Below are 20,984 nucleotides of genomic sequence, written 5' to 3'. Positions count from 1 at the left end.
CCTAGAGCACGGTCTTCGTGTACGACGCGTCCAGGTCGCGGACCTCGGCCGACAGGTGCAGGGTGAGGCCGTCCCGGGGGCCGACATGCTTGGCCAGGAGGGCCACGACGGCCTCGGTGAGACGGGCCTTGGTCTCGTCGGTGCGGCCGGCGAGCAGGGCGAGCGTGACGTGGACGATCGCGTGGCCCTCGCTCTCGTCGCCCACGGTCTCGTCCTCGCCGCGCAGGACACGCGTCTTGCACGCCTCGGGCTTGGCCGCGGCCACCTCGACGATCACCGGGTGCAGGGCGCGGGCGAACTCCTCCCAGTCGACGTCGTCGAGGTGGGCGGACCGTTCGACGGTGATGTTCGGCATGGGTGCTCCTGTTCCGGGGGCGGCGACGGGATCACCCTAACCGGCGCCGTCCGGGGCGCCTCGGGAGAGTCGGAGCGCGAGCATCGCGATGTCGTCCTCGCGGTCGTGGCCGAAGCGGCCCAGGAGGGTGTCGCAGAGGGCGTCGAGGCTGGCGGGGGCATCCGCGGGGGCATCGGCGGCGGCCGTACGGAGCTGCTCCAGGGAGACGGAGAGGTCGGTGCCGCGGGTCTCGATGAGTCCGTCGGTGACCATCAGCAGGCGGTCGCCCGGGGCGAGGCACAGCTCGGTGGGTTCGGTGCGGTCCAGGCCCAGACCGAGCAGGGGACCGCAGGCGTCGACGTATCCGGCGCCTCCCCCGGCCCGCACGAGCAGCGGTGGGAGGTGCCCGGCGTTGGCGACGCGGGTCCGGCCGCCGGAGGGGTCGACGAGCGCGAGGCAGACGGTGGCGGTGACGTCGGGGTGGTAGTGCTGGAGCATCCGGTCGAGCCGGGCGGCGAGGACGCCCGGGTCGCTGGTCTCCACGCAGTGGGCGCGCAGCGCGTGCCGTATCTCCACCATGACGGTCGCCGCCTCCAGGGAGTGGCCGACCACGTCCCCGACGGCGACGAGGATGCCCTCGCCGGTGCGTATCGCGGCGTAGAAGTCGCCGCCGATCTCGGCCTGCCGGGAGGCGGGCACGTACCGGACGACGAGGTCGACGCCCGGCAGGTCGGGCAGCCGGTGGGGCTGGGGCAGGAAGCTGTGCTGGAGGGTCAGCGCGATCTGCCGCTCGGCCTGGTACATGAGGAGCGGTTCGGCGGCCAGCGCGGTGGCCTCGGCGAGCCGGGCGAGGAGCCCGTCGTCGGCCGGGTCCCGGCGCCCCGCCGGGGTCGCCACGCACACCGGGGTGCGGCTCCGCGGGGCGACGGCGACGGCGAGCCGGGCGTGCTCCTCGACGCCGGGCCGGAAGTACCCGGCCGGCCAGAGCGGTGAGGGCACCACCAGGTTCCGCACGCCGCCGCGGCCCGCGCACAGCCGGGTGACGGTCCGGGCGACGGCGTCGTCCGCGCTCGCGTCCGGCGGGGCGAGGGCGGCGCGGTGGCGGGACAGGCCCCGGTGGGGTTCGTCCTCGGGCCCGAGGACGAAGACGGCGGCGGGCCCGCCGGTCAGCCCGGCCGCGCCCTCGGCCGCCGCCCGCGCCAACTCCCCCAGGCAGCGCGCCGCCTGGACCGTCACGACGGCCTCGGAGAGCCGGGTCAGCCGCCGCACCAGCGTCTCCGCGCCCGAGCGGCGCCGCCCGCCCCGGACGGCCGCGCCCACGACGGCCTGGATCTCCCACGGGTCGGCGGGCACGGTGAGATAGGCGTCCCCGCCCGCGTCCAGGCCCCGGCAGCGGTGGCGGGGGTCGGGTGCCGCAGCCGAGAAGTGCACGACCGGCACCGTGGACATGAGGGGCTGGGCCTTGACCCGGCGGCACAGCTCGAAGCCGTTCATGTCGGGCAGTCCGACGTCGACCAGCGCCGCGTCGGGCAGCCGCCCGGCGTGCAGCCGTACGTCGAGCTCGACGAGGGCCTCGTTCGCGGAGGCGACCGGCACCACGCGGTGCCCGGCCCGCCGCAGCACCGCGCCGAGCGCGTAGCGGTTCGCCGCCACGTCGTCGACGACCAGGACCGTGGTGTCCGCGCCGTCCTCGGTGCGGGATGTGTCCGTCTGTTCGCTGTAGCCGTCCATGTCCGACAGCCCCTTGGCGCACGAATGGGTGGGACGGCCCCGGGAGGCCGGGTCCGTCCCACCCAAACTAGCCCTGTGTCACGAGGTCCGGGTGAAGACCGCGACAGTGCGCCCCGGAACGGCGAACGTGCCCGATTCCCGTTCGTAGACGGCCGACTTGACGGTAGAGTCCGCCCCGCCCGCCTGCACCGGATGCAGTGCGTACGCCGTGCCGGCCAGCGAGCCGACGCGCTGCTCCTGCTGGTCAGGCGTCGCGTTGAACACGACCACGAGACCGCCGAGTTCCATGGTGATCACGCCGGGCGTCTCGTCCTTGCCCGACAGCGGGAAGGACAGCTCCGACTGCACCCGCGAGGCCGTGTCCAGCGAGAACACGCTCTCCGTGGTCCGGATGCGCAGCAGGTCCCGGTAGGCCGCCGAGGCGCCCTCGATCTGCGCGCAGCCCACGCTCACCGAACCCAGCAGGGGCTTGGCGTAGGGCCACTTGGACTCGTTGTCGGCGGCCGGCGGCAGCCCGCGGCCGAAGCCGTTGCCGTCCTGGCAGTTCCAGTGGATCGCGTTGAACCAGTCGCCGCTGTCGTAGGAGTTGCGGTCCAGGGACTTGGAGCGCAGCAGGTCGGTGCCCGCCTGGGAGAGGGCCGGGCCCTGCGAGAGGGCGGCCGTCGCCATGGCGAGGACCTGCATGCGGGCCCGGTCGGCGGCGCCGGTCGTGGCGGGCAGCTTGTACGTCAGCGCGTCGAACAGCGACTCGTTGTCGTGCGCGTCGACGTAGGCGAGGGCGTCGCCGGGGGCCTCGGCGTATCCCGCGGCGGACCCGTTGTAGTCGACCTCGGAGCCCTTGACGTCCTTTCCGCTGGTGTCGGTGAAGGAGTAGTCCTTCAGGTTGCCCGACAGGCCGACCTTGATCAGGTCCTGGTAGTGCAGCAGCCGCGCCTTCTGCTCGGCCTCGGTGCCGTTGCCCGTCGAGGAGTTGGGGTCGGTGTAGAGACCGGAGGCGAAGCCCTGGACGCCCGGGTCCTCGTCGAAGGGGCCGCCGCCGCGCACCGCGTCGCGGGCCCGGTCGGAGAAGGTCGCGACGCCCGTGCCCGCCATGTTCTTCTGGGTGGCCTGGACGAAGCGGGCGTCGTCGGCGACCTCGCCGAAGTTCCAGCCCTCGCCGTACAGGATGATCTTCTTGCCGTCGACGCCGTCCTTCGCGAGGGTCAGCGCGTCGAGGGCCTTGCGCACGGCGAGGATGTTGGCCTTGGGGTGGTGGCCCATGAGGTCGAAGCGGAAGCCGTCGACCTTGTACTCCTTGGCCCAGGTGACGATCGAGTCGACGACGAGCTTGCCCATCATCGCGTTCTCGGTCGCGGTGTTGGAGCAGCAGGTGCTGTTGGCGACGGAGCCGTCGGCCAGGAGCCGCTGGTAGTAGCCGGGCACGATCCGGTCCAGGACGCTGGTGTCCGCCTGGCCGCTCGCCGCCGTGTGGTTGTAGACGACGTCCATGACGACCCGCAGGCCGTCCTCGTTCAGCGACTTGACCATCCGGCGGAACTGGACCGTGCGGGCGGTGCCGTCGGGGTCGGTGGCGTACGAGCCCTCGGGGACCGTGTAGTGGTAGGGGTCGTAGCCCCAGTTGTAGGCGTCCTCGGCGGCCGTCCTCGCCACGCACTCCTGCTGCTTGTCGGAGTCGGCCGGGTAGGAGGCGAGGTCGCAGCCGGGCGTCGCCTGGTCGGACTTCTTCTCGGGGATGGTCGCGATGTCGAAGGCCGGCAGGAGGTGCACGTACGACGTGCCGGCGTCGGCGAGTTGCCTGAGGTGCTTGGAGCCGTCGCTGAGTTTGTCGGTGAAGGCGAGGTAGGTGCCGCGGTCGGCGGCCGGGACCGTGTCGTCGGCGACGGAGAAGTCCCGGACGTGCAGTTCCTGGATCTGCGCGTCCTTCAGCGCGACGGCCTTCGGCTTGGTGTAGGTCGTCCAGCCGTTCGGGGCCAGGGACTTGTCGGCCAGGTCGACGACGAGGCTGCGCTCGGAGTCGGTCGTCAGGGCGACCGAGTAGGGGTCGGTGACCTTGTTGGTGACGACCTTCTGGACGCTGGGCGCCCAGACCTTCACGACGTACCGGTACTCCTCGCCCTTCCAGGACCTGGGCCCGGTGACGGACCAGACGCCGGTGGCGGCGCGCTTCATCCTGACGGTGGAGCCGCCGAGTTCGAGCGACACGCTCTGCGCGGTGGGTGCCCACACGGAGAGCGTCGGACGGCCGTTCCTGTCGAACGTCGGGCCGAGGTCTGCGTCGGTGGCGCCCGCGTACACGTCGTCGAGGACGCCCGCGAGCTGGACGCCGGTCGCCGCGAGGACGGCGCCGTTCGCGGCCCGCTGGGAGGCGACGACCTGGCCGCGGAGCGCCTCGCGCACCCGGTCGCGGTCACGGGGGTCGACGGTCCAGGCGGTGTACTCCTTCAGGTGCGGGAACCTGGCCTTCTGGGCGTCGGTCAGGCTGGTCCTCGACAGACGCAGCCAGCGTTCGTCGTCGCTGGTGAGCGTGGCGTCCTGGACCGTGATGGAGCCGGTGCGGCTGGAGAGGAGCTGGGTGGAGGCGGCGGCGTCGGAGCCGTTCCAGGCGACCGTGTCCCGGTCGATCCAGACCGCCTTGGAGGTGGTCAGGTCGAGGGCGGCGGCGGACCCGGCGGACTGCGGGAGGAGGTACTTCTCCTGGCCGTTCAACAGCCACACCTCATGGCCGTTCGCCGTGAGGTCGAGCGACTGGTCGGTGGGCAGGTCCTTCTCGTCGCCGTGGTGGATGATGTAACTGAGGCTGCTCGCACCGTCGTTGAGCGGGACCTCGAAGACCGCGCCATAGGCGTCAGTCTTCACCGGCTTCAGGGGGCTGGACCAGTCGGTGGGGTTCGCGGCGCCGGTCCAGACGTGCAGTCCCCAGCCGTCGTAGTTCCCGTCGGCCCGGTGGTAGTGGAGGACAGCCTTGGCCGTGTCCTGCTCGGGGTACTCCGGCTTCTCGGTGAGCATGTCGGACTTGCCCTGCTCGACCCAGACCTCGCCCGTCCTGGTGACGTCGACGGTGCGGTCGGTGGAGACGTCCTTGTTGCCGTCCTTGTCGATGACGAGGAAGCCGACGCTGGAGGCACCGGGCTTCAGCTTGACGTAGGCGAAGGCTCCGTAGGCGTCCCGGCCGGTGAACGGGTGGCTGTCGGGCCAGTCGGTGGACTCGCCGTCGGCGATGTCGCCCCAGGCGTACAGGCCCCAGTCGTCGTAGTCGCCGTCGGGGCGCTGGTAGTGGACGATCGCGTAGTCGCGCGAGGAGGCCGTGGGGATCTCCTCGGCGGGCGGGGTGCCGGAGGTGGAGGCGGCGGTGGCACTGGACCTGCGGCCGGTCGAATCGATGACAACGACCTTGTAGCGCAGGGCCGTTCCGGCGGCCAGGTCCTCGTCGATCACCTGGGTGACCTTGTAGGGGGCGTGGTCGGCGGAGCCGAGCGTCTGCCACTTGCCGTTTCCGACCTGGGCGGCGAACACGACGCGGTTGAGTCCGCCGCCGTCGACGTCGGCTTCGATCTCGACCGTGCCGGTGGCTCCGGCGGCCGGGGCCTTGAGGGTGACCGTCGGGGCGGTGGCGGGCTTCGCGGCCTTGCCGGTGGCCTTGAGGACGACGGCGGAACCGGCGGGGACGGTGACGGTGAGCTTCTTGTCGGCGCCGGAGGTCCGGGAGGCGGAGCCGCCGTAGATGCCCTGGTACGTCATGTTCGCCGAACCGGCGGTGAACGTGGCCGACTTGGCAGTGTCCGCGTTGTTGAAGGCGACGACGTACTCCGTGCCGGTCTTCGCGTCGGTGCGGGAGAAGGCGTAGATCCCGGCGCCGTCGGCGGTGTACCGCTCGGTCTGGACGCCGTCGGCGAGGGCGGGGTGGGCGGCGCGGAGCTTGGAGAGGGCGCTGATCCGCCGGTAGAGCGGGGCGCTCGTGTCGTACGCGTCACTGGCGTGGGTGCGGTCGGTGCCGATCTCGTCGTCGTCGAGGTAGTCGGCGGTCTTCGACGCGAACATCGTCTGGCGGGCGTCCTTGTCGCCGCCCGCGCCGGTGAAGCCCTGCTCGTCGCCGTAGTAGACGACGGGGTTGCCGCGGCTGAGGAACATCACCTCGTTGGCGAACTCGTCCTTGGCGAGGAGTTCGGCGTCGGTGGCCTTCGGGTTGTCCTGGTTCAGGAAGTACCCGATGCGGCCCATGTCGTGGTTGCCGAGGAAGGTGACCTGCTCGTACGCGTTGGCCTTGTCGGTCGTGTACTTGTAGTCGTCGCCGAAGACGTTCGCGAGCTGCCGGGCGCTGCCGCCCTGGGAGACGTACTGCCGTGCCGCCTCCTGGAAGGGGAAGTCCAGCGTGGAGTCGAGGCGTCCCTGGGTGACGTACGGCGAGGTGATCGAGGTGTCGGCGGAGTAGACCTCGCCGAACATGAAGAAGTCGTCACGGCCGTGCCGGGCGGCGTAGGAGTCGAGGGCGGTGGCCCACTGGGTCCAGAACTCCATGTTGACGTGCTTCACGGTGTCGATGCGGAAGCCGTCGATGCCGAAGTCCCTGACCCACCGCTGGTAGATCTTCTCCATGCCGCTGACGACCTCGGGACGCTCGGTCCACAGGTCGTCGAGACCGGAGAAGTCGCCGTTGGTGGAGGACTCGCCGGCGAAGGTCGAGTCACCGCGGTTGTGGTACATCGTCGGGTCGTTGAGCCACGACGGGACCTTGGTGTCCTTCTTCGCGGCGGCGACGGTGGGCGTGCGTGCGAAGGAGCCGCTGTCGACCTCGGGGAAGTCCTCGGTGCCGTCCGCGTAGTCGGCGTCGTCGAAGGGCTCGCCGTCCTTCGTCAGATACGGGAAGGCGCCCTTGGAGAGGTAGTCGTAGGACTTCTCCTCGTAGTCGACGACGTCCGCGGTGTGGTTGGTGATGACGTCGAAGAAGACCTTCATGCCCTTGGCGTGCGCCTTGGAGATGAGGGTCTCCAGGTCCACGTTGGTGCCGAAGTGCGGGTCGACCTGGGTGAAGTCGGTGATCCAGTAACCGTGGTAGCCGGCCGAGGCGTTGCTCCCCGTCCCCTGGACGGGCTGGTTCTTGAAGATCGGCGCCATCCAGATGGCGGTGGTGCCGAGGCCCTTGATGTAGTCGAGCTTCTTCGTCAGGCCCTTGAGGTCGCCGCCCTGGTAGAACCCCTTGTCGGTGGGGTCGTATCCGGTGGCGAGGCGCGAACCGGTCAGACCGCCCTCGTCGTTGGAGGTGTCGCCGTTGGCGAACCGGTCCGGGAGCACGAAGTAGAACTGCTCCCGGGTGGAGTCGTGCCGGGCGGGCTCGGACGCGAGCTTCGCGTCCGAAGGGGGCGCGGGCGGGGTCTGGGCCCGCGCCGCGAGCGGCTGGACGAGCGCTGCGGCCAGGGCGGTCACGGTGACCGCCGCGACCCGTCCGGCATACGCGGTTCGGCGCCTGGACGGCACCGGCCATCTTGGTATCAAGACGTGGACTCCTTGCGATGTACGGCTCTGCGGGTCCGACCCCGCGCGACCGTATCGCCGCCGCAATGCTTACAGCAAGAGTCGTGAAAGTAACGGAAAAGACTTTCAGCTGTGCGGTGTTCGGGCGCGGCGCCCCGGAAACGCGTCGGCCCCTCGCGCACCGCAAGGCGCACGAGGGGCCGGCCGTCGGGACCGGGCGGGACGGCTCAGCAGCTCGTCTTGCCCGCGTAGACGGCGAGCGCGGTGTTGGCGCCCAGGGTGGCGGTGAGCTGACCGGAACTGTTGACCGTCACGGTGGTGTTGCTCTGCACGTCGCAGTACGTGCCGGCCGCGAGGCCCGTCTGGTAGGTGCGGGTCAGGCTGCCCGACTCGTGGTTGATGGCGACGTAGCCCTTGCTGCCGCGGCCGAAGGCGATGGCGTCGGCGCCGTTGTCCCACCAGTTGGTGAGCGACTCGCCGCGGGTCGCGTTGCGGAAGGCGACCATGCGCAGGATCTCCGGCCAGGCGTGCTGGCACTTCCAGCCGTCCTGCCAACATGCCGTGACGGAACCGCCGTTGGGCGGTCCGGCGTCCGTGTCGGACCACTCGTAGCCGGAGTTGATGTCCGGGGCGCCGTAGGGGTAGGCGAGCATGAAGACGTTGGCGAGGGTGTAGTTCGCGCCGTCCTTGTAGGTGAGGGTCGAACCGTTGCGCTCGGTGTCGTGATTGTCGACGAAGACGCCGGAGACGGAGCTGCTCATGTAGCCCCAGCCCTCGCCGTAGTTCTTCAGATAGGCGAGGTTCTCGTTGTTGAAGACCCGCTTGAGGTCGTAGGCGTAACGGAACTCCTGGACATCGCCGTTGCCCGTGTACTCGGTGGGCTGGACGGCCTCGCCGCTGCCGTAGATGACCTCCTGCTTCCAGTACACCGAGGTGCTGGAGAGGCGGGCCTTGATGTTGGCGAGGTCGGTGGCGGGGATGTGCTTGGCCGCGTCGATCCGGAAGCCGTCGACACCGTAGCCGAGCAGGGTGTTCATGTACCCGGCGATGGCGGAGCGGACGTACTCCTCACCGGTGTCCAGGTCGGCGAGGCCGACGAGTTCGCAGTTCTGGACGTTGGCGCGGTTGGTGTAGTCGCTGATGGTGGCGGTGCAGTCGTCGAAGTCGTACGACGAGTACAGGCCGGGGTAGGTGTACTTCGTGTACGAGGATCCGCCGGTGCCGGTGCCGCTGCCCGCGGACATGTGGTTGACGACGGTGTCGACGACGACCTTCACGCCCGCGTTGTGGCAGGTGGTCACCATGTTCTGGAAGGCGGTGGCGTCCCCGAGCCGGCCCGCGATCTTGTAGCTCACCGGCTGGTACGACGTCCACCACTGCGAGCCCTGGATGTGCTCGGCGGGCGGGGAGACCTGGACGTAGCCGTAACCGGCGGGGCCGAGGGTGTTGGTGCACTCCTTGGCGACCGAGGCGAAGTTCCACTCGAACAGGACGGCGGTGACGTCCTTGGTGCCGGGCGGGGAGGCGTACGCGGTACCGCTCGGCACGAGGACGGCGGCGGTCGCCGCGAGGGCGGCGGTGGCGGCGGTGGCGGACCATCTCGATATCACGTGGGGGCTCCTTGCGTGACGGCCAGGCGTCGTTGCCGGCGGCCGGCGCGAACGTACCGCTAACGCAAGCTTTACAGCAAGGGGCTTGAAACTCACAGCAAGAGTTTTCAACCGTCTCTTGACGTGGCCTTCTCAACTCCCCCACGCTCACCAGTTGTTGAAACCCGCTCACCCCCCGGAGCCACTCATGAAAAGACGCAGAGCCGCCAGTCTTCTCACGGCCGGTGCCCTGGCCCTGGCCGGTGCCGTCGCCCTGCCCGCGACCCCGGCCGCCGCCGACGCCACGACGTCCGGTGACGTCATCGCCAACCTCTGGGAGTACAACTGGAAGTCGGTGGCCTCCGAGTGCACCGACGTCCTCGGCCCCGCCGGGTACGGAGCCGTGTGGGTCGCCCCGCCCGCCGAGTCCCTCAAGCAGTCCAGCTACTACTGGTGGGACGTCTACCAGCCGTACTCCTACGACCTCAACGGCCGCTTCGGCACGGCGGCCCAGTTCGCCACGATGGTCGACACCTGTCATGACGCCGGTGTGAAGGTGTACACGGACGCGGTGATCAACCACACCGCCGCCCAGACCGGCACCGGCTACAACGGCACGACGATCACCAACAAGTACGACACCCCGGATTGGGACCCGGACGACTACCACACGTCGGCGGAGTGCAACGACTCCGACCTGATCATCGACGACTGGTCGAACCTCTCGGAGATCCAGAACTGCGAACTGCTGGGCCTGCCGGACCTGGAGACGGAGGACGACGACGTCCGCTCCGGCATCGCGGCCTTCCTCAACAAGCAGATCGCCCTCGGCGTCGACGGTTTCCGCATCGACGCCGCCAAGCACATCCCGGTCGCCGACCTCACCGCGATCTGGGCGAAGCTCAGCAGCACGACATCCGGCGCAAGCCCGTACATCTTCCAGGAGGTGTACCCGGGTTCGACGCCCGCCGCCTCCGACTACTACTCCACCGGTGACGTCCTCGACTTCACCTACGCGAGCAAGATGAAGTCGGCCTTCCAGGGCAACATCTCCGACCTGGAGTCCCTGTCGTCCTCCGGAGTGCTGACCCCCGCCAACTCGGTGTCCTTCGTGACCAACCACGACACCGAGCGCAACGGCCTGCACATGAGCTACAAGGACGGCGACACCTACAAGCTGGCGAACGTCTTCCAGCTCGCCTACAAGTGGTCCACGCCGACGGTCTACTCGGGCTTCGAGTGGTCCTCCTCCGACCAGGCCCCGCCCAACTCCGGCGGCTTCGTCACCGACACGAACTGCTCCAGCGGCTGGTACTGCCTCCAGCGCGACGTCGCCATCACCGGCATGGTGCAGTGGCACAACGCGGTGGGCTCCGCGGCGGTGTCCAACTGGTCGACCAAGTCCTCCTCCGTGATCGGCTTCGGCCGGGGCACGGGAGGCTACATCGCGCTCAACAACGGTTCCTCCGCGGCCACGTACACCTTCGCCACCGGCATGGCCGACGGCACGTACGCCAACGTCGTCGACAACGGCGCGACCTCGGTCACCGTGTCCGGCGGCAACGCGACCCTCACGGTCCCCGCCAAGAGCGCGATCGCGTTCTACGACGGCGAGTTCGTGCCCTGCACGACGTCCTGCGAGGAGGACGACGACGACCCCTCCTCGACCGTGACGGCCACCTTCAACGAGTACGCGGCGACGACCACCGGCCAGGACGTGTACGTGGTCGGCTCGATCGCGGCACTGGGCGCGTGGGACACCTCCAAGGCGGTGAAGCTCTCCTCGACGGGTTACCCGATCTGGTCCGGTGGGGTGAGCGTCCCGATCAACACGTCCTTCGAGTTCAAGTACATCAAGAAGGACAGCTCCGGGAACGTCACCTGGGAGTCCAACGCCAACCGCACCGCGGCGACGACCACCACGGCCCTCGCCGTCAACACCTCCTGGAACGTGGCCACGGCCGGCGCGACCGACGTCACCTTCAACGTCTCGGCCACCACCGACTGGGGCACCAACGTCTACGTCGTCGGCTCCGTCGCCTCCCTCGGCGCCTGGAACACCGCCGACGCGATCCCGCTGTCCTCCGCCTCCTACCCGACGTGGAGCAAGCTGGTGATCGTCCCCAAGAGCACGACGTTCACCTACAAGTACATCAAGAAGGACGCCTCAGGAAACGTCACCTGGGAGTCCGGCACCAACCGCTCGTACACGACCGGAAGTTCCTCGGCCTATACGGCGAGCGACACCTGGAAGTGACCGACTCCCGCCGGCGGCCGTCCCCTGGAGGTGACCGGAGCACCCGGCCCTGAACGGAACGCCGCCACCCACCCGGTGGCGGCGTTCCGGCCTGCCTCCGCCACCCCACCGCACCCCGGGCCCGCCGCCTGAGGACACACCGAGGGCCCGCCGCCTGGACAGGCAGCGGGCCCTCGCGGGTGGCGGGACCGTCAGGCCGTGGTCCACCAGGCCGTCGTGTCCGCCGGGATCCTGGCCTCGCCGTCCGTCTCGGCGACCTCGCCGCTCGCCAGGAGCAGGCGGCCGTGGGCCGGGGTCGTGACCGGCTCGGCGGTGGTGTTGGCGACGCAGACGAACTCGCCGCGCCGGAAGGCCAGGACGCCCTCGGGGGCCTTGAGCCACTCCACCGAGTCGCCCGCGCCGAGGTCGGGTTCGGCGCGGCGCACGGCGAGGGCCGAGCGGTACAGCTCCAGCGTCGAACCGGCGACGCCCGTCTGGGCCTCCACGCTCAGCTCGGCCCACTCCGCGGGCTGCGGAAGCCAGCTGCCGCCCTCGCCGAAGCCGTAGGAGGAGCCCTCCCGGGTCCACGGGATCGGCACGCGGCAGCCGTCACGGAAGCCGTCCTGGCCGGCGCCGCGGAAGTAGGCCGGGTCCTGGCGGACCTCGTCGGGCAGGTCGACGACGTCCGGGAGGCCCAGTTCCTCGCCCTGGTAGACGTAGGCCGAGCCCGGCAGCGCCAGCATGAGCAGCGTCGCCGCGCGCGCCCGCCGCAGGCCCGTCTCGCGGTCGCCCGCCGAGCGGATCTGGGTGCCGAGGCCCGCCGGGTTGGCGAAGCGCGTGGCGTGCCGGGTCACGTCGTGGTTGGACAGGACCCAGGTGGCGGGGGCGCCCACGGGACGCATCGCCTCCAGGGTCAGGTCGACCACCTTGCGCAGTTCCTCCGCGTCCCAGTGGGTGCCCAGGTACTGGAAGTTGAAGGCCTGGTGGAGCTCGTCGGGGCGGACGTAGTTGGCCGTGCGCTCGACGGTGGGCGTCCACGCCTCGGCGACGAAGATGCGCTCACCGGCGTACTCGTCGAGGATCAGCCGCCACTGGCGGTAGATGTCGTGGACGCCGTCCTGGTCGAAGAACGGCATGACATCGTTGCCCAGCAGCTTCAGCTGGTCGCCGTCGCCGATGTCCGGCAGGCCGGGCGCCTTCACCATGCCGTGGGCGACGTCGATGCGGAAACCGTCGACGCCCATGTCCAGCCAGAAGCGCAGGATCGAACGGAACTCGTCGCCGACGGCCGGGTGTTCCCAGTTGAAGTCGGGCTGCTCGGGGGCGAACAGGTGGAGGTACCAGTCGCCGTCCTCGACCCGGGTCCAGGCGGGGCCGCCGAAGATGGACTCCCAGTTGTTCGGGGGCAGTTCGCCGTTCTCGCCCTTGCCGGGGCGGAAGTGGTAGCGGTCGCGCAGCGGCGAGCCGGGGCCCTCGCGCAGCGCGCGCTTGAACCACTCGTGCTGGTCGGAGGAGTGGTTGGGGACCAGGTCGACGATGATCCTGAGCGCCAGTTCACGGGCGTCCCGGATCAGCGCGTCCGCGTCGAGGAGGTTGCCGAACATGGGGTCCACGGCACGGTAGTCGGCGACGTCGTAGCCCGCGTCGGCCTGCGGGGAGGCGTAGAACGGGCTGAGCCACACGGCGTCCACACCGAGGTCGCGCAGGTACGGCAGTCGGGTGCGGACGCCCTCCAGGTCGCCCATGCCGTCGCCGTTGCTGTCGGCGAAGCTGCGCGGATAGACCTGGTAGATCACCGCGTCGCGCCACCAGTCGCCGCGCGGGGCGGTGGCGAGGGCGGAGGTCGGGGCCGGATCTGCGGCGGAGTGCTGCTGGCTCATGGCGTCCTTGAGGCGTAACGGAGTCATCGATGGGGGTTCGGTGATGCGTCGGCGAGGCGGTCGCGGTGACAGCGGGGTCGGATGGGCACCGCGACCGCCCCGGGCATGGGGGGCGGCGGGCGTCAGCCCTTCGTGCCGCCCGCGGTGAGGCCGGTGACCAGGTTCTTCTGCACGAGGTAGAAGAACGCGGACACGGGTATCGCGATCAGCACCGCGGCGGCGGTCATCAGGTTCCGCTGCGCGTCGTGCTCACTGATGAAGCTCTGCAGACCCACCGCGAGGGTGTACTTCTGGTCGTCGAGCATGAACGTCGTGGCGAAGGCGACCTCACCGAACGCGGTGATGAAGTTGTAGAACGCGGCGACCGCGAGCCCCGGCTTGGCCAGGGGCAGGATCAGCCGGAAGAAGGTCCCGAAGGGGCTCAGTCCGTCGACGCGTCCGGCCTCGTCGATCTCGAAGGGGATCGTGTCGAAATAGCCCTTGAGCAGCCACGCGCTGTAGGGGACGGCGGTGGCGCAGTAGACGAGGACGAGTCCGAAGTAGCTGTCGATGAGCTGGAGTTCGGAGAGCAGCTGGTACATCGGGACGATCAGGACGGCGATCGGGAACATCTGGGTGACCAGCAGCACCCACATGAGCTTCTTGTAGCCGGGGAACCGCATGCGCGAGACCGCGTACCCGGTGGTGGCCGCGGCGAGGACGCCGATGAACGTCGTCCCGAGGGAGACGATCAGCGAGCTCTTCAGCCAGTCGAAGAAGCTGGTGTGCTGGAGGACGAAGGAGTAGTTGTCCAGCGTCATCTTGGACCAGATGCCGCCCGGGTGGAGGTAGTCGTCCTTGTCCGGGCCGAGGGACAGGTACACCAGCCAGCCGATCGGGAACAGCGCGATCAGGCTCGCGAGGATCAGCAGCCCGTGCGAGGTGAGCGAGGCGAGCAGGCCGCGCCGCCCGCGCGCCGTGCGCGGTCCCGGGCCGGCGGGCGGCGGGGCGCCGGTCATGTCGGCGGAGTTCTCAACAGTGGTGGTACTCATGGGAGCTCCTGCCTCAGATCGCGAGCTGCTGCTCGTTGCGGTTCAGCCAGCGGCGGTAGAAGGAGGTGAAGACGATCAGGATGGCCAGCAGCAGGATGCCGTAGGCGGCCGACTGGGCGAAGTCACGCGGTTGCTGTCCGAAGCCGAGGAAGTAGGCCCAGGTGACGAGGATCTGCGCGTCGGGGGCGGTGTTGCCGAACAGCAGGAAGATGATGGCGAACTGGTTGAACGTCCAGATGACACCCAGCAGGACGACGGTGGAGCTGACCGAGCGCAGTCCCGGCAGGGTGACGTGGCGGAACCGCTGCCAGGCGTTGGCGCCGTCCATCTCGGCGGCCTCGTACAGCGTGCCGTCGATGGACTGGAGTCCGCCGAGGAGCGAGACCATCATGAACGGCACACCGCACCAGGTGTTGACCATGATCGCGGCGAACCGCTGCCAGAAGGTGTCCTCCAGCCACAGCGGTGTCGGCAGGTGCAGCGCGTCCAGGCCCATGTTGATGACGCCGCCGTCGGCGAGCATGAACCGCCAGCCGAAGACGGTCACGAAGGTGGGCACCGCCCAGGGCAGGACGAGGATCAGCCGGTAGAGGGTACGGCCGCGCAGCTTCTGGTTGAGGAGCAGCGCGAGGCCGAGCCCGATGCTGTAGTGCAGGGCCACACAGGCGGCCGTCCAGAAGACCGTCCAGATGAAGTGCGACCAGAAGCGGTCGTAGGCGAGGTCGCCCCACAGGATGTCGGCGTAGTTGTCCAGGCCGATGAACTTGTAGGTGGCGTCGATGTGGTTGACGCCGATCGTGCGGGCCGAGTTGAGGCTGTTGGCGTCCGTGAGCGTCAGGTACAGGCCGTACACCAGCGGGTACAGCACGAGAACGCCGAGGACGATCACCACGGGGGCGATCATGGCGTACGCGTACCAGTACTTCTGCCAACTGTGCTTCAGGCGCTCGCCACGGCCGGGGCGTGGCCCGCGGACGTCGCGGCGCTTGCCGGTCGCGCGATCGATGGCGACTGTCATGGTTCGACACCTTCTGGATGGTCAAGGGGTGTACGGCGGCTCGGGGCGGCCCACGGCCGAGGGCCGCCGGACCCCTCCCCATGATGGGGAGATCCGGCGGCCGTTCGGGGCTTACTTGCTGAAGTCCGGCACCAGCTTGGCGATGGCGGCCTCGGCGTTGCTCAGACCCTTGTCCAGGGACTCCTTGCCGCCGGCGATCTTCGGCAGCTCGGTGTCGAGCGGACCCCACAGCGAGCTGTACTCGGGCAGGGCCGGGCGGGGCTGGGCGGCGGAGAGGACCGTGCCGTAGCCGGCGATGCCCGGGTCGGCCTTGACCGCGTCGGTGTAGGCGTCCTCACGGGTGGGCAGCGTGGAGTTCTTCAGGGCGATCGTCGACTGGGACTTCGCGGAGGTCATGAAGTTGACGAACTTCAGGGCCGCCTTCTGGTGCGCGGAGTCGGAGCCGGCGTAGACGGACAGGTTGTGGCCGCCGGTCGGGGCGCCCGCCTTGCCGGAGGAGCCGGCCGGGACGGTGGCGATGCCGAGGTTGGCCTTGTCCTTGAAGGCGCTGCCCTTGTAGAAGTTGGTGATCTCCCACGGGCCCTGGATGATCGCGGCGACCTTGCCGTTGACGAACGCGTCCTGGATGTGGGCGTAGGCGTCGGCGGTGGTGTCGGCCTTGTGCAGGCCCTTGCCGTCGAAGAGGCCGAGCCAGGTGCCGTACGCCTTCTTCGCGGCGTCCGAGTTCACCGTGATCTTCTTGGCGTCGGCGTCGACGGTGTCGGTGCCCTCGCCGTAGAGGAAGGACTGGGCGTAGTAGGCCTGGGTGGAGCCCCAGTAGCCGTCGACGCCGGTCTTCGCCTTGATGGTGGCGGCGGCGGTCTTCAGCTCGTCCCAGGTGGTGGGGGCGGCGACGCCGGCCTTCTCGAAGAGGTCCTTGTTGTAGACCAGGGCGAGCGTGTCCGTGACGAGCGGGACGCCGTAGGTCTTGCCCTCGTACTGGGCCTGGGTGATCAGGTTGGACTGGAACTTGTCCTTGTCCGCGAGGGCCTCGGTGCCGTCGAGGGGCAGGAAGTAGCTCTTCTTGGCGAAGGCGGGGGTCCAGCCCACCTCGGAGCGCAGCACGTCCGGGGCGCCGGAGGAGCCGGCGGCGGTGTCGAACTTGTTCTGCGCCTGGTCGAACTGGACGTTGACGTACTTGACCTTGACGTCCTTGTTGGCGGCCTCGAACTCCTTGATCAGGGCCTTGTACGTCGGCGCCTCATTGGTGGCGTTGGAGGTGTCCCACCAGGTGATGGTCACCGGACCGCTCGAGTCGCTGCTGCTGTCGTCCCCGCCGCAGGCCGTCGCGGTGAGCGCGAGGGACGCCACCAGCGCGGTGGCCGCTATGCCACGCCGCATGAGTTCTCCTTGAGGTGAAAGCCCGTGTGGTGCGAGGGGCGGTCCCGTCCGCTTGCCTCGCGTGGTGCAGGTGACGGCCCCGTCTGCCGTTCCTGCGTCGTGCCGACTGCGCCGTTGCGGCGGCCGGGCGACGTGAACGTAACAGCGATGTAAGCGTTGCGAAAGGTCTTGCAGCAAAAAAGTGCAAGACGTCTCGGAAGTTATCCGGGCGTGACCTCCCGGCTACCGGCGTGAGACGCTTGTTTCCAGGGGTGGAGCGGCACGGAGCGCTCTGTGCAAGACTCTGCAAGCTCTTGCCATCACATTCACGAGGGAGCGCGATGAGCCAGCAATCCGGACCGGGACGGTCAACAGGTCGCCCACGGCGTCCGATTGGTGTGCAAGGCGAGGGTCGACCGGTACAGTCCAATCCCGTGACCACACGGCTTGCCGACATCGCTGCTCAGGCGGGGGTCAGTGAAGCGACCGTCAGCCGCGTCCTCAACGGGAAGCCGGGCGTCGCCGCCACCACCCGCCAGTCCGTCCTGGCCGCGCTCGACGTGCTCGGCTACGAGCGTCCGGTGCGGCTGAGGCAACGCAGCGAGGGCCTGGTGGGCCTCATCACGCCGGAGCTGGAGAACCCGATATTCCCGGCGCTCGCCCAGGTCATCGGGCAGGCGCTGACGCGGCAGGGCTACACACCGGTGCTCGCGACGCAGACCCCGGGCGGTTCCACCGAGGACGAGCTGACGGAGATGCTCGTCGACCGGGGCGTGGCGGGCATCATCTTCGTCTCCGGGCTGCACGCGGACACCTCCGCCGACATGCAGCGCTACGAGCAGTTGCGCGGCCAGGGCGTGCCGTTCGTGCTCGTGGACGGTTTCTCGCCGAAGGTGCAGGCGCCGTTCATCTCCCCCGACGACCGCGCGGCGATGACGCTGGCGGTCACGCACCTCATCTCCCTCGGCCACACGCGGATCGGTCTCGCGCTCGGCCCCAAGCGGTTCGTGCCGGTGCAGCGGAAGATCGAGGGCTTCGTCCGGGCCATGCAGGACCAGTTGGGCCTGTCCCCCGAGACGATCGAGTCCGAGCTGGTCCAGCACTCCCTGTACACGCTGGAGGGCGGGCAGGCGGCGGCGACCGCGCTGATCTCCCGGGACTGCACGGCGGTGGTGTGCGCGAGCGACATGATGGCGCTCGGCGCGATACGGGCGGCCCGACAGCAGGGGCTCGAAGTCCCGCACGACGTCTCGGTGGTGGGCTTCGACGACTCCCCGCTGATCGCGTTCACCGACCCGCCGCTGACGACGATCCGCAAGCCGGTGCCGGCGATGGGCCAGGCCGCGGTGCGGACCCTGCTGGAGGAGATCGGCGGGACGCCCGCGCCGCACAGCGAGTTCGTGTTCATGCCGGAACTGGTGGTGCGCGGATCGACGGCTTCGGCGCCCGTGGCGGCCCGTACGGGGCGCGCTCGTCCCTGAGGCGGAGGAGCACGGGGTTCCGGGGCATGCGCGGGGAGGAGCCGGGGCGGTCGTCCGGGCGTAGGACGTGCGGCCAGGACCCACCCGGGGGATGATCTGGGGGCAAGGCCTTTTCTGGCAGACTCTCTGTCCATGGGTGAGACGACCGTGACGGCTCTGGAAGGCCGCGAGGAGGCACTTCCTCACCCCGTCACCGGCACCACGACGGGCGGAGGCCTCCTGCGCCGCCTGCGCACCCCGCGCCGCCCCCGGCTCTGGTTCGAGATCCTGCTGATCGCGGTGAGTTACTGGACGTACTCACTGATCCGCAACGCGGTCCCGGAGCAGAAGGCGGAGGCGCTGCGCAACGCCGACTGGATCTGGCGGGTCGAGCACGACCTGGGGATCGCGGTCGAGCAGTCGGTCAACCATGCCGTGAACTCGGTGGGTTGGCTGATCGTGGGGATGAACTACTACTACGCCACCCTGCACTTCGTGGTGACGCTCGGTGTCCTGGTGTGGCTGTTCCGCAGTCATCCGGGCCGGTACGCGGCGACCCGCACGGTGCTGTTCGCGACGACCGGTGTGGCCCTGGTCGGTTACTACCTGTTCCCGCTGGCCCCGCCCCGGCTGATGAACGGCACCGGGTTCATCGACACGGTCGTCGTGCACCGCACCTGGGGCTCGATGGCCTCCGGCGACCTCAAGCACATGTCGAACCAGTACGCCGCGATGCCGTCCATGCACATCGGCTGGTCGGTGTGGAGCGGCCTGACGATCTTCGCTCTGGCCTCGGTGCCCTGGGTGCGCGTGCTCGGGCTGCTGTATCCGACGGCCACGCTCGTCGTGATCGTCGCGACCGCCAACCACTTCTGGCTCGACGCGGTCGGCGGGCTGCTCTGCCTGGCCTTCGGCTTCACGGTCGCCCGTCTCTGGTACGGCGCTCTCCCGTACCGCCTGTCCCGCCTGGTCACCCCTCCGGATCCCCGGCCGCTGCCCGCAGCGCCTCGATGAACGCGTCCAGCGCCGGCTGGGGCGGGGCCGTCTCGCGGACCGCCGCGTAGAGGGAGCGCACCGGCTGCGGGGCGCGCAGCTCGCGGACCGCCACGCCCGGCCGGGTACCGTGGGCGAGGCCGAGGCGGGGGATCAGCGTCACGCCGAGCCCGGCGGCGACGAAGCCCTGGGCGGTGACGTAGTCCTCGCTCTCGACGGCGAAGCGGGGCCGGAACCCGGCGCTCTCGCAGGCGGCGAGCTGGGCGTCCAGGCAGGGACCGGGCCACTCGCTGCCGACCCAGGGTTCACCGGCGAGGTCGGCCAGACGCAGCGGGCCGGGGGCGGCCAGCGGGTGGCCCTCGGGGAGCACGGCCAGGTACGGGTCGTCCAGGAGGTGCAGCAGCCGGACCCCGGGGGCCGTGCGCGGGCCGACGACCAGGGCCAGGTCCGCCCGGCCCTCGCGGACGTCGGGCAGCGGGTCCTCGGGGTCGACGAGCTTCAGGTCGATCCGCACACCGGGGTGTCCGGCGCGCAGCCGGGCGACCGCCGGGGCGACCAGACAGGCTCCGGCGGTGGCGAAGTAGCGCACGGCCAGCCGGCCGGTGCGGCCCGCGAGGAGGTCGGCGAGGGCCGTCTCCGCTTCGGCGACCTGACGGCCGATGGTGTCCGCGTACCCGGTCAGCAGGAGCCCGGCCGCCGTGGGACGCACCCCGCGGCCGGCCCGCTCCAGCAGCTCGGTCCGCGCCTCCTTCTCCAGCGCGGCGATCTGCTGGCTGACGGCGGACGGCGTGTAGCCGAGCAGCGCCGCCGCCCCCGTGACCGAGCCGCTGGTGACCACGGCCCGCAGCACCTGCATCCGACGCACATCAAGCATGTAGTCAAGCTTAACAACGCATCCAGAACTCTTCACTTGTCCTCATGTGTCCGCTCCGGGACCGTGGAGGCATGTCTCCCGCCTCCACGCTCCGCATGGCCGCCCTCGCCCTCCTGTGGGGCTCCGGTTTCCTCTGGATCAAGCTGGCTCTCGACCACGGCCTGAGCCCCGCCCAGATCACGATCGCGCGCTGCGCGCTCGGTGCCGCCACACTGCTGGTCCTGGCCTTCGCGGCGGGCCAGCGGCTGCCGCGCGGGCGGACCCTGTGGGGGCGTCTGGTGGTGGCGGCTCTGTTCTGCAACGCGATCCCGTTCGCCCTGTTCGCGATCGGCGAGCAGAGCGTCGACTCCGGTGTCGCGGGCGTCCTGAACGCCACCACGCCCCTGTGGTCGCTGCTGATCGGCGTGCTGCTCGGCAGCGACCGCGGTCCCGGCCCGGTGCGTCTGACGGGCCTGCTGCTCGGCTTCGCCGGCACGGTGCTGATCTTCGCGCCCTGGCAGCGGGGCGGACTGCCCGGCTGGAGCGCCCTCGCGCTCCTGGCCGCCGCGGCGAGTTACGCCGTCGCGTTCGCGTACATGGAGCGCAGGCTCACGGACCGGCGGGCGCCGCTCGCCATGTCGGCCGCCCAGCTGCTGACGGCGACCGGCTGGACGACGCTGTCCCTGCCGGTCGCGGGCCCGGTCGACGCCGATGTCACCGCGCTCCTCGCGGTCGCGGCCCTGGGCGTGCTGGGCACGGGCGTCACCTTCCACCTCAACTACCGGCTGATCGCCGACGAGGGCGCGACGACCGCGGCCACGGCCGGCTATCTGCTGCCGGTGGTGTCGGTGGCGCTGGGCGCGCTGCTGCTGGGCGAACACGTCGGCGTGCGGGTGGTGGCCGGCATGGCGGTCGTGCTGACGGGCGTGGCGATGACCCGCCTCCGGCCGGCCGCAGGCCCCGCGGGGGTTCCGGAGGAAGCCGGGGCCCGCGCCGCCGGGGCTCCTGGGAGGGCCTGCACCCCCTGAGCG

Annotated in this window: 13 protein-coding genes; 4 read left to right on the top strand and 9 right to left on the bottom strand. The window is 70.1% G+C overall.

Going from position 1 to position 20,984, the window contains the following annotated elements:
* Position 1 precedes the first annotated feature (1 nt).
* The 4 genes from ACIPSE_RS17720 to ACIPSE_RS17705 form a co-directional block, all read right to left on the bottom strand.
* A complete protein-coding gene (locus ACIPSE_RS17720; protein ID WP_401663438.1) occupies positions 2–355 on the bottom strand; it encodes a 5-carboxymethyl-2-hydroxymuconate Delta-isomerase in 354 nt (117 codons plus the stop codon).
* Positions 356–391: 36 nt separating this feature from the next.
* A complete protein-coding gene (locus tag ACIPSE_RS17715) occupies positions 392–2,065 on the bottom strand; it encodes a SpoIIE family protein phosphatase (protein WP_401663436.1) in 1,674 nt (557 codons plus the stop codon).
* A 78-nt stretch (positions 2,066–2,143) separates the two neighbouring features.
* Positions 2,144–7,555: a pullulanase-type alpha-1,6-glucosidase gene (pulA, locus tag ACIPSE_RS17710; RefSeq protein WP_401663434.1), complete on the bottom strand. Its 5,412-nt coding sequence runs from the start codon at positions 7,553–7,555 to the stop codon at positions 2,144–2,146.
* A 206-nt stretch (positions 7,556–7,761) separates the two neighbouring features.
* The gene (locus ACIPSE_RS17705; RefSeq protein WP_401663433.1) at positions 7,762–9,144 is read right to left on the bottom strand and encodes an alpha-amylase family protein; all 1,383 of its coding nucleotides are present in this window, start codon (positions 9,142–9,144) and stop codon (positions 7,762–7,764) included.
* A 187-nt stretch (positions 9,145–9,331) separates the two neighbouring features.
* On the opposite strand from ACIPSE_RS17705, the gene ACIPSE_RS17700 reads away from it, so the two are divergent.
* Positions 9,332–11,380: a carbohydrate-binding module family 20 domain-containing protein gene (locus ACIPSE_RS17700; RefSeq protein WP_401663431.1), complete on the top strand. Its 2,049-nt coding sequence runs from the start codon at positions 9,332–9,334 to the stop codon at positions 11,378–11,380.
* Positions 11,381–11,571: 191 nt separating this feature from the next.
* Here the strand turns inward: ACIPSE_RS17700 and ACIPSE_RS17695 are convergent, their stop codons facing one another.
* The 4 genes from ACIPSE_RS17695 to ACIPSE_RS17680 form a co-directional block, all read right to left on the bottom strand.
* Entirely contained in the window at positions 11,572–13,239 is a 1,668-nt protein-coding gene (locus ACIPSE_RS17695) for a glycoside hydrolase family 13 protein (RefSeq protein ID WP_401663428.1), read from the bottom strand.
* Between the two features lie 122 nt (positions 13,240–13,361).
* Positions 13,362–14,270, bottom strand: coding sequence for a sugar ABC transporter permease (locus tag ACIPSE_RS17690; RefSeq protein ID WP_401663426.1), 909 nt, complete (start codon positions 14,268–14,270; stop codon positions 13,362–13,364).
* Between the two features lie 13 nt (positions 14,271–14,283).
* Positions 14,284–15,288: a carbohydrate ABC transporter permease gene (locus ACIPSE_RS17685; protein WP_401663424.1), complete on the bottom strand. Its 1,005-nt coding sequence runs from the start codon at positions 15,286–15,288 to the stop codon at positions 14,284–14,286.
* 111 nt (positions 15,289–15,399) lie between these two features.
* A complete protein-coding gene (locus ACIPSE_RS17680; protein ID WP_401663421.1) occupies positions 15,400–16,668 on the bottom strand; it encodes an extracellular solute-binding protein in 1,269 nt (422 codons plus the stop codon).
* Between the two features lie 413 nt (positions 16,669–17,081).
* Between ACIPSE_RS17680 and ACIPSE_RS17675 the strand changes: the two genes are divergently transcribed.
* Both ACIPSE_RS17675 and ACIPSE_RS17670 read left to right on the top strand, forming a co-directional pair.
* Positions 17,082–18,128, top strand: a complete 1,047-nt coding sequence (locus ACIPSE_RS17675) for a LacI family DNA-binding transcriptional regulator (protein ID WP_401663419.1) — start codon at positions 17,082–17,084, stop codon at positions 18,126–18,128.
* A gap of 132 nt (positions 18,129–18,260) precedes the next feature.
* Positions 18,261–19,121 (top strand): phosphatase PAP2 family protein, encoded by an 861-nt coding sequence (locus tag ACIPSE_RS17670; RefSeq protein WP_401663416.1) that lies wholly within the window; start codon positions 18,261–18,263, stop codon positions 19,119–19,121.
* On the opposite strand, the gene ACIPSE_RS17665 is transcribed toward ACIPSE_RS17670, so the two are convergent.
* Positions 19,078–19,974, bottom strand: coding sequence for a LysR family transcriptional regulator (locus tag ACIPSE_RS17665; protein WP_401663414.1), 897 nt, complete (start codon positions 19,972–19,974; stop codon positions 19,078–19,080). The two genes, ACIPSE_RS17670 and ACIPSE_RS17665, sit on opposite strands and share 44 nt — an antisense overlap.
* 71 nt (positions 19,975–20,045) lie before the next feature.
* Here ACIPSE_RS17665 and ACIPSE_RS17660 point away from each other — a divergent pair, with 71 nt between their 5' ends.
* Positions 20,046–20,981, top strand: a complete 936-nt coding sequence (locus ACIPSE_RS17660) for a DMT family transporter (protein ID WP_401663411.1) — start codon at positions 20,046–20,048, stop codon at positions 20,979–20,981.
* The last annotated feature ends 3 nt before the right edge of the window (positions 20,982–20,984 follow it).

Source organism: Streptomyces sp. NPDC090106 (genome assembly GCF_044747265.1).
In the GTDB taxonomy this organism is placed as follows: Bacteria; Actinomycetota; Actinomycetes; order Streptomycetales; family Streptomycetaceae; genus Streptomyces.
Note: the sequence above shows the minus strand (reverse complement) of the source record. Positions and strands in the feature narration are given on the sequence as shown.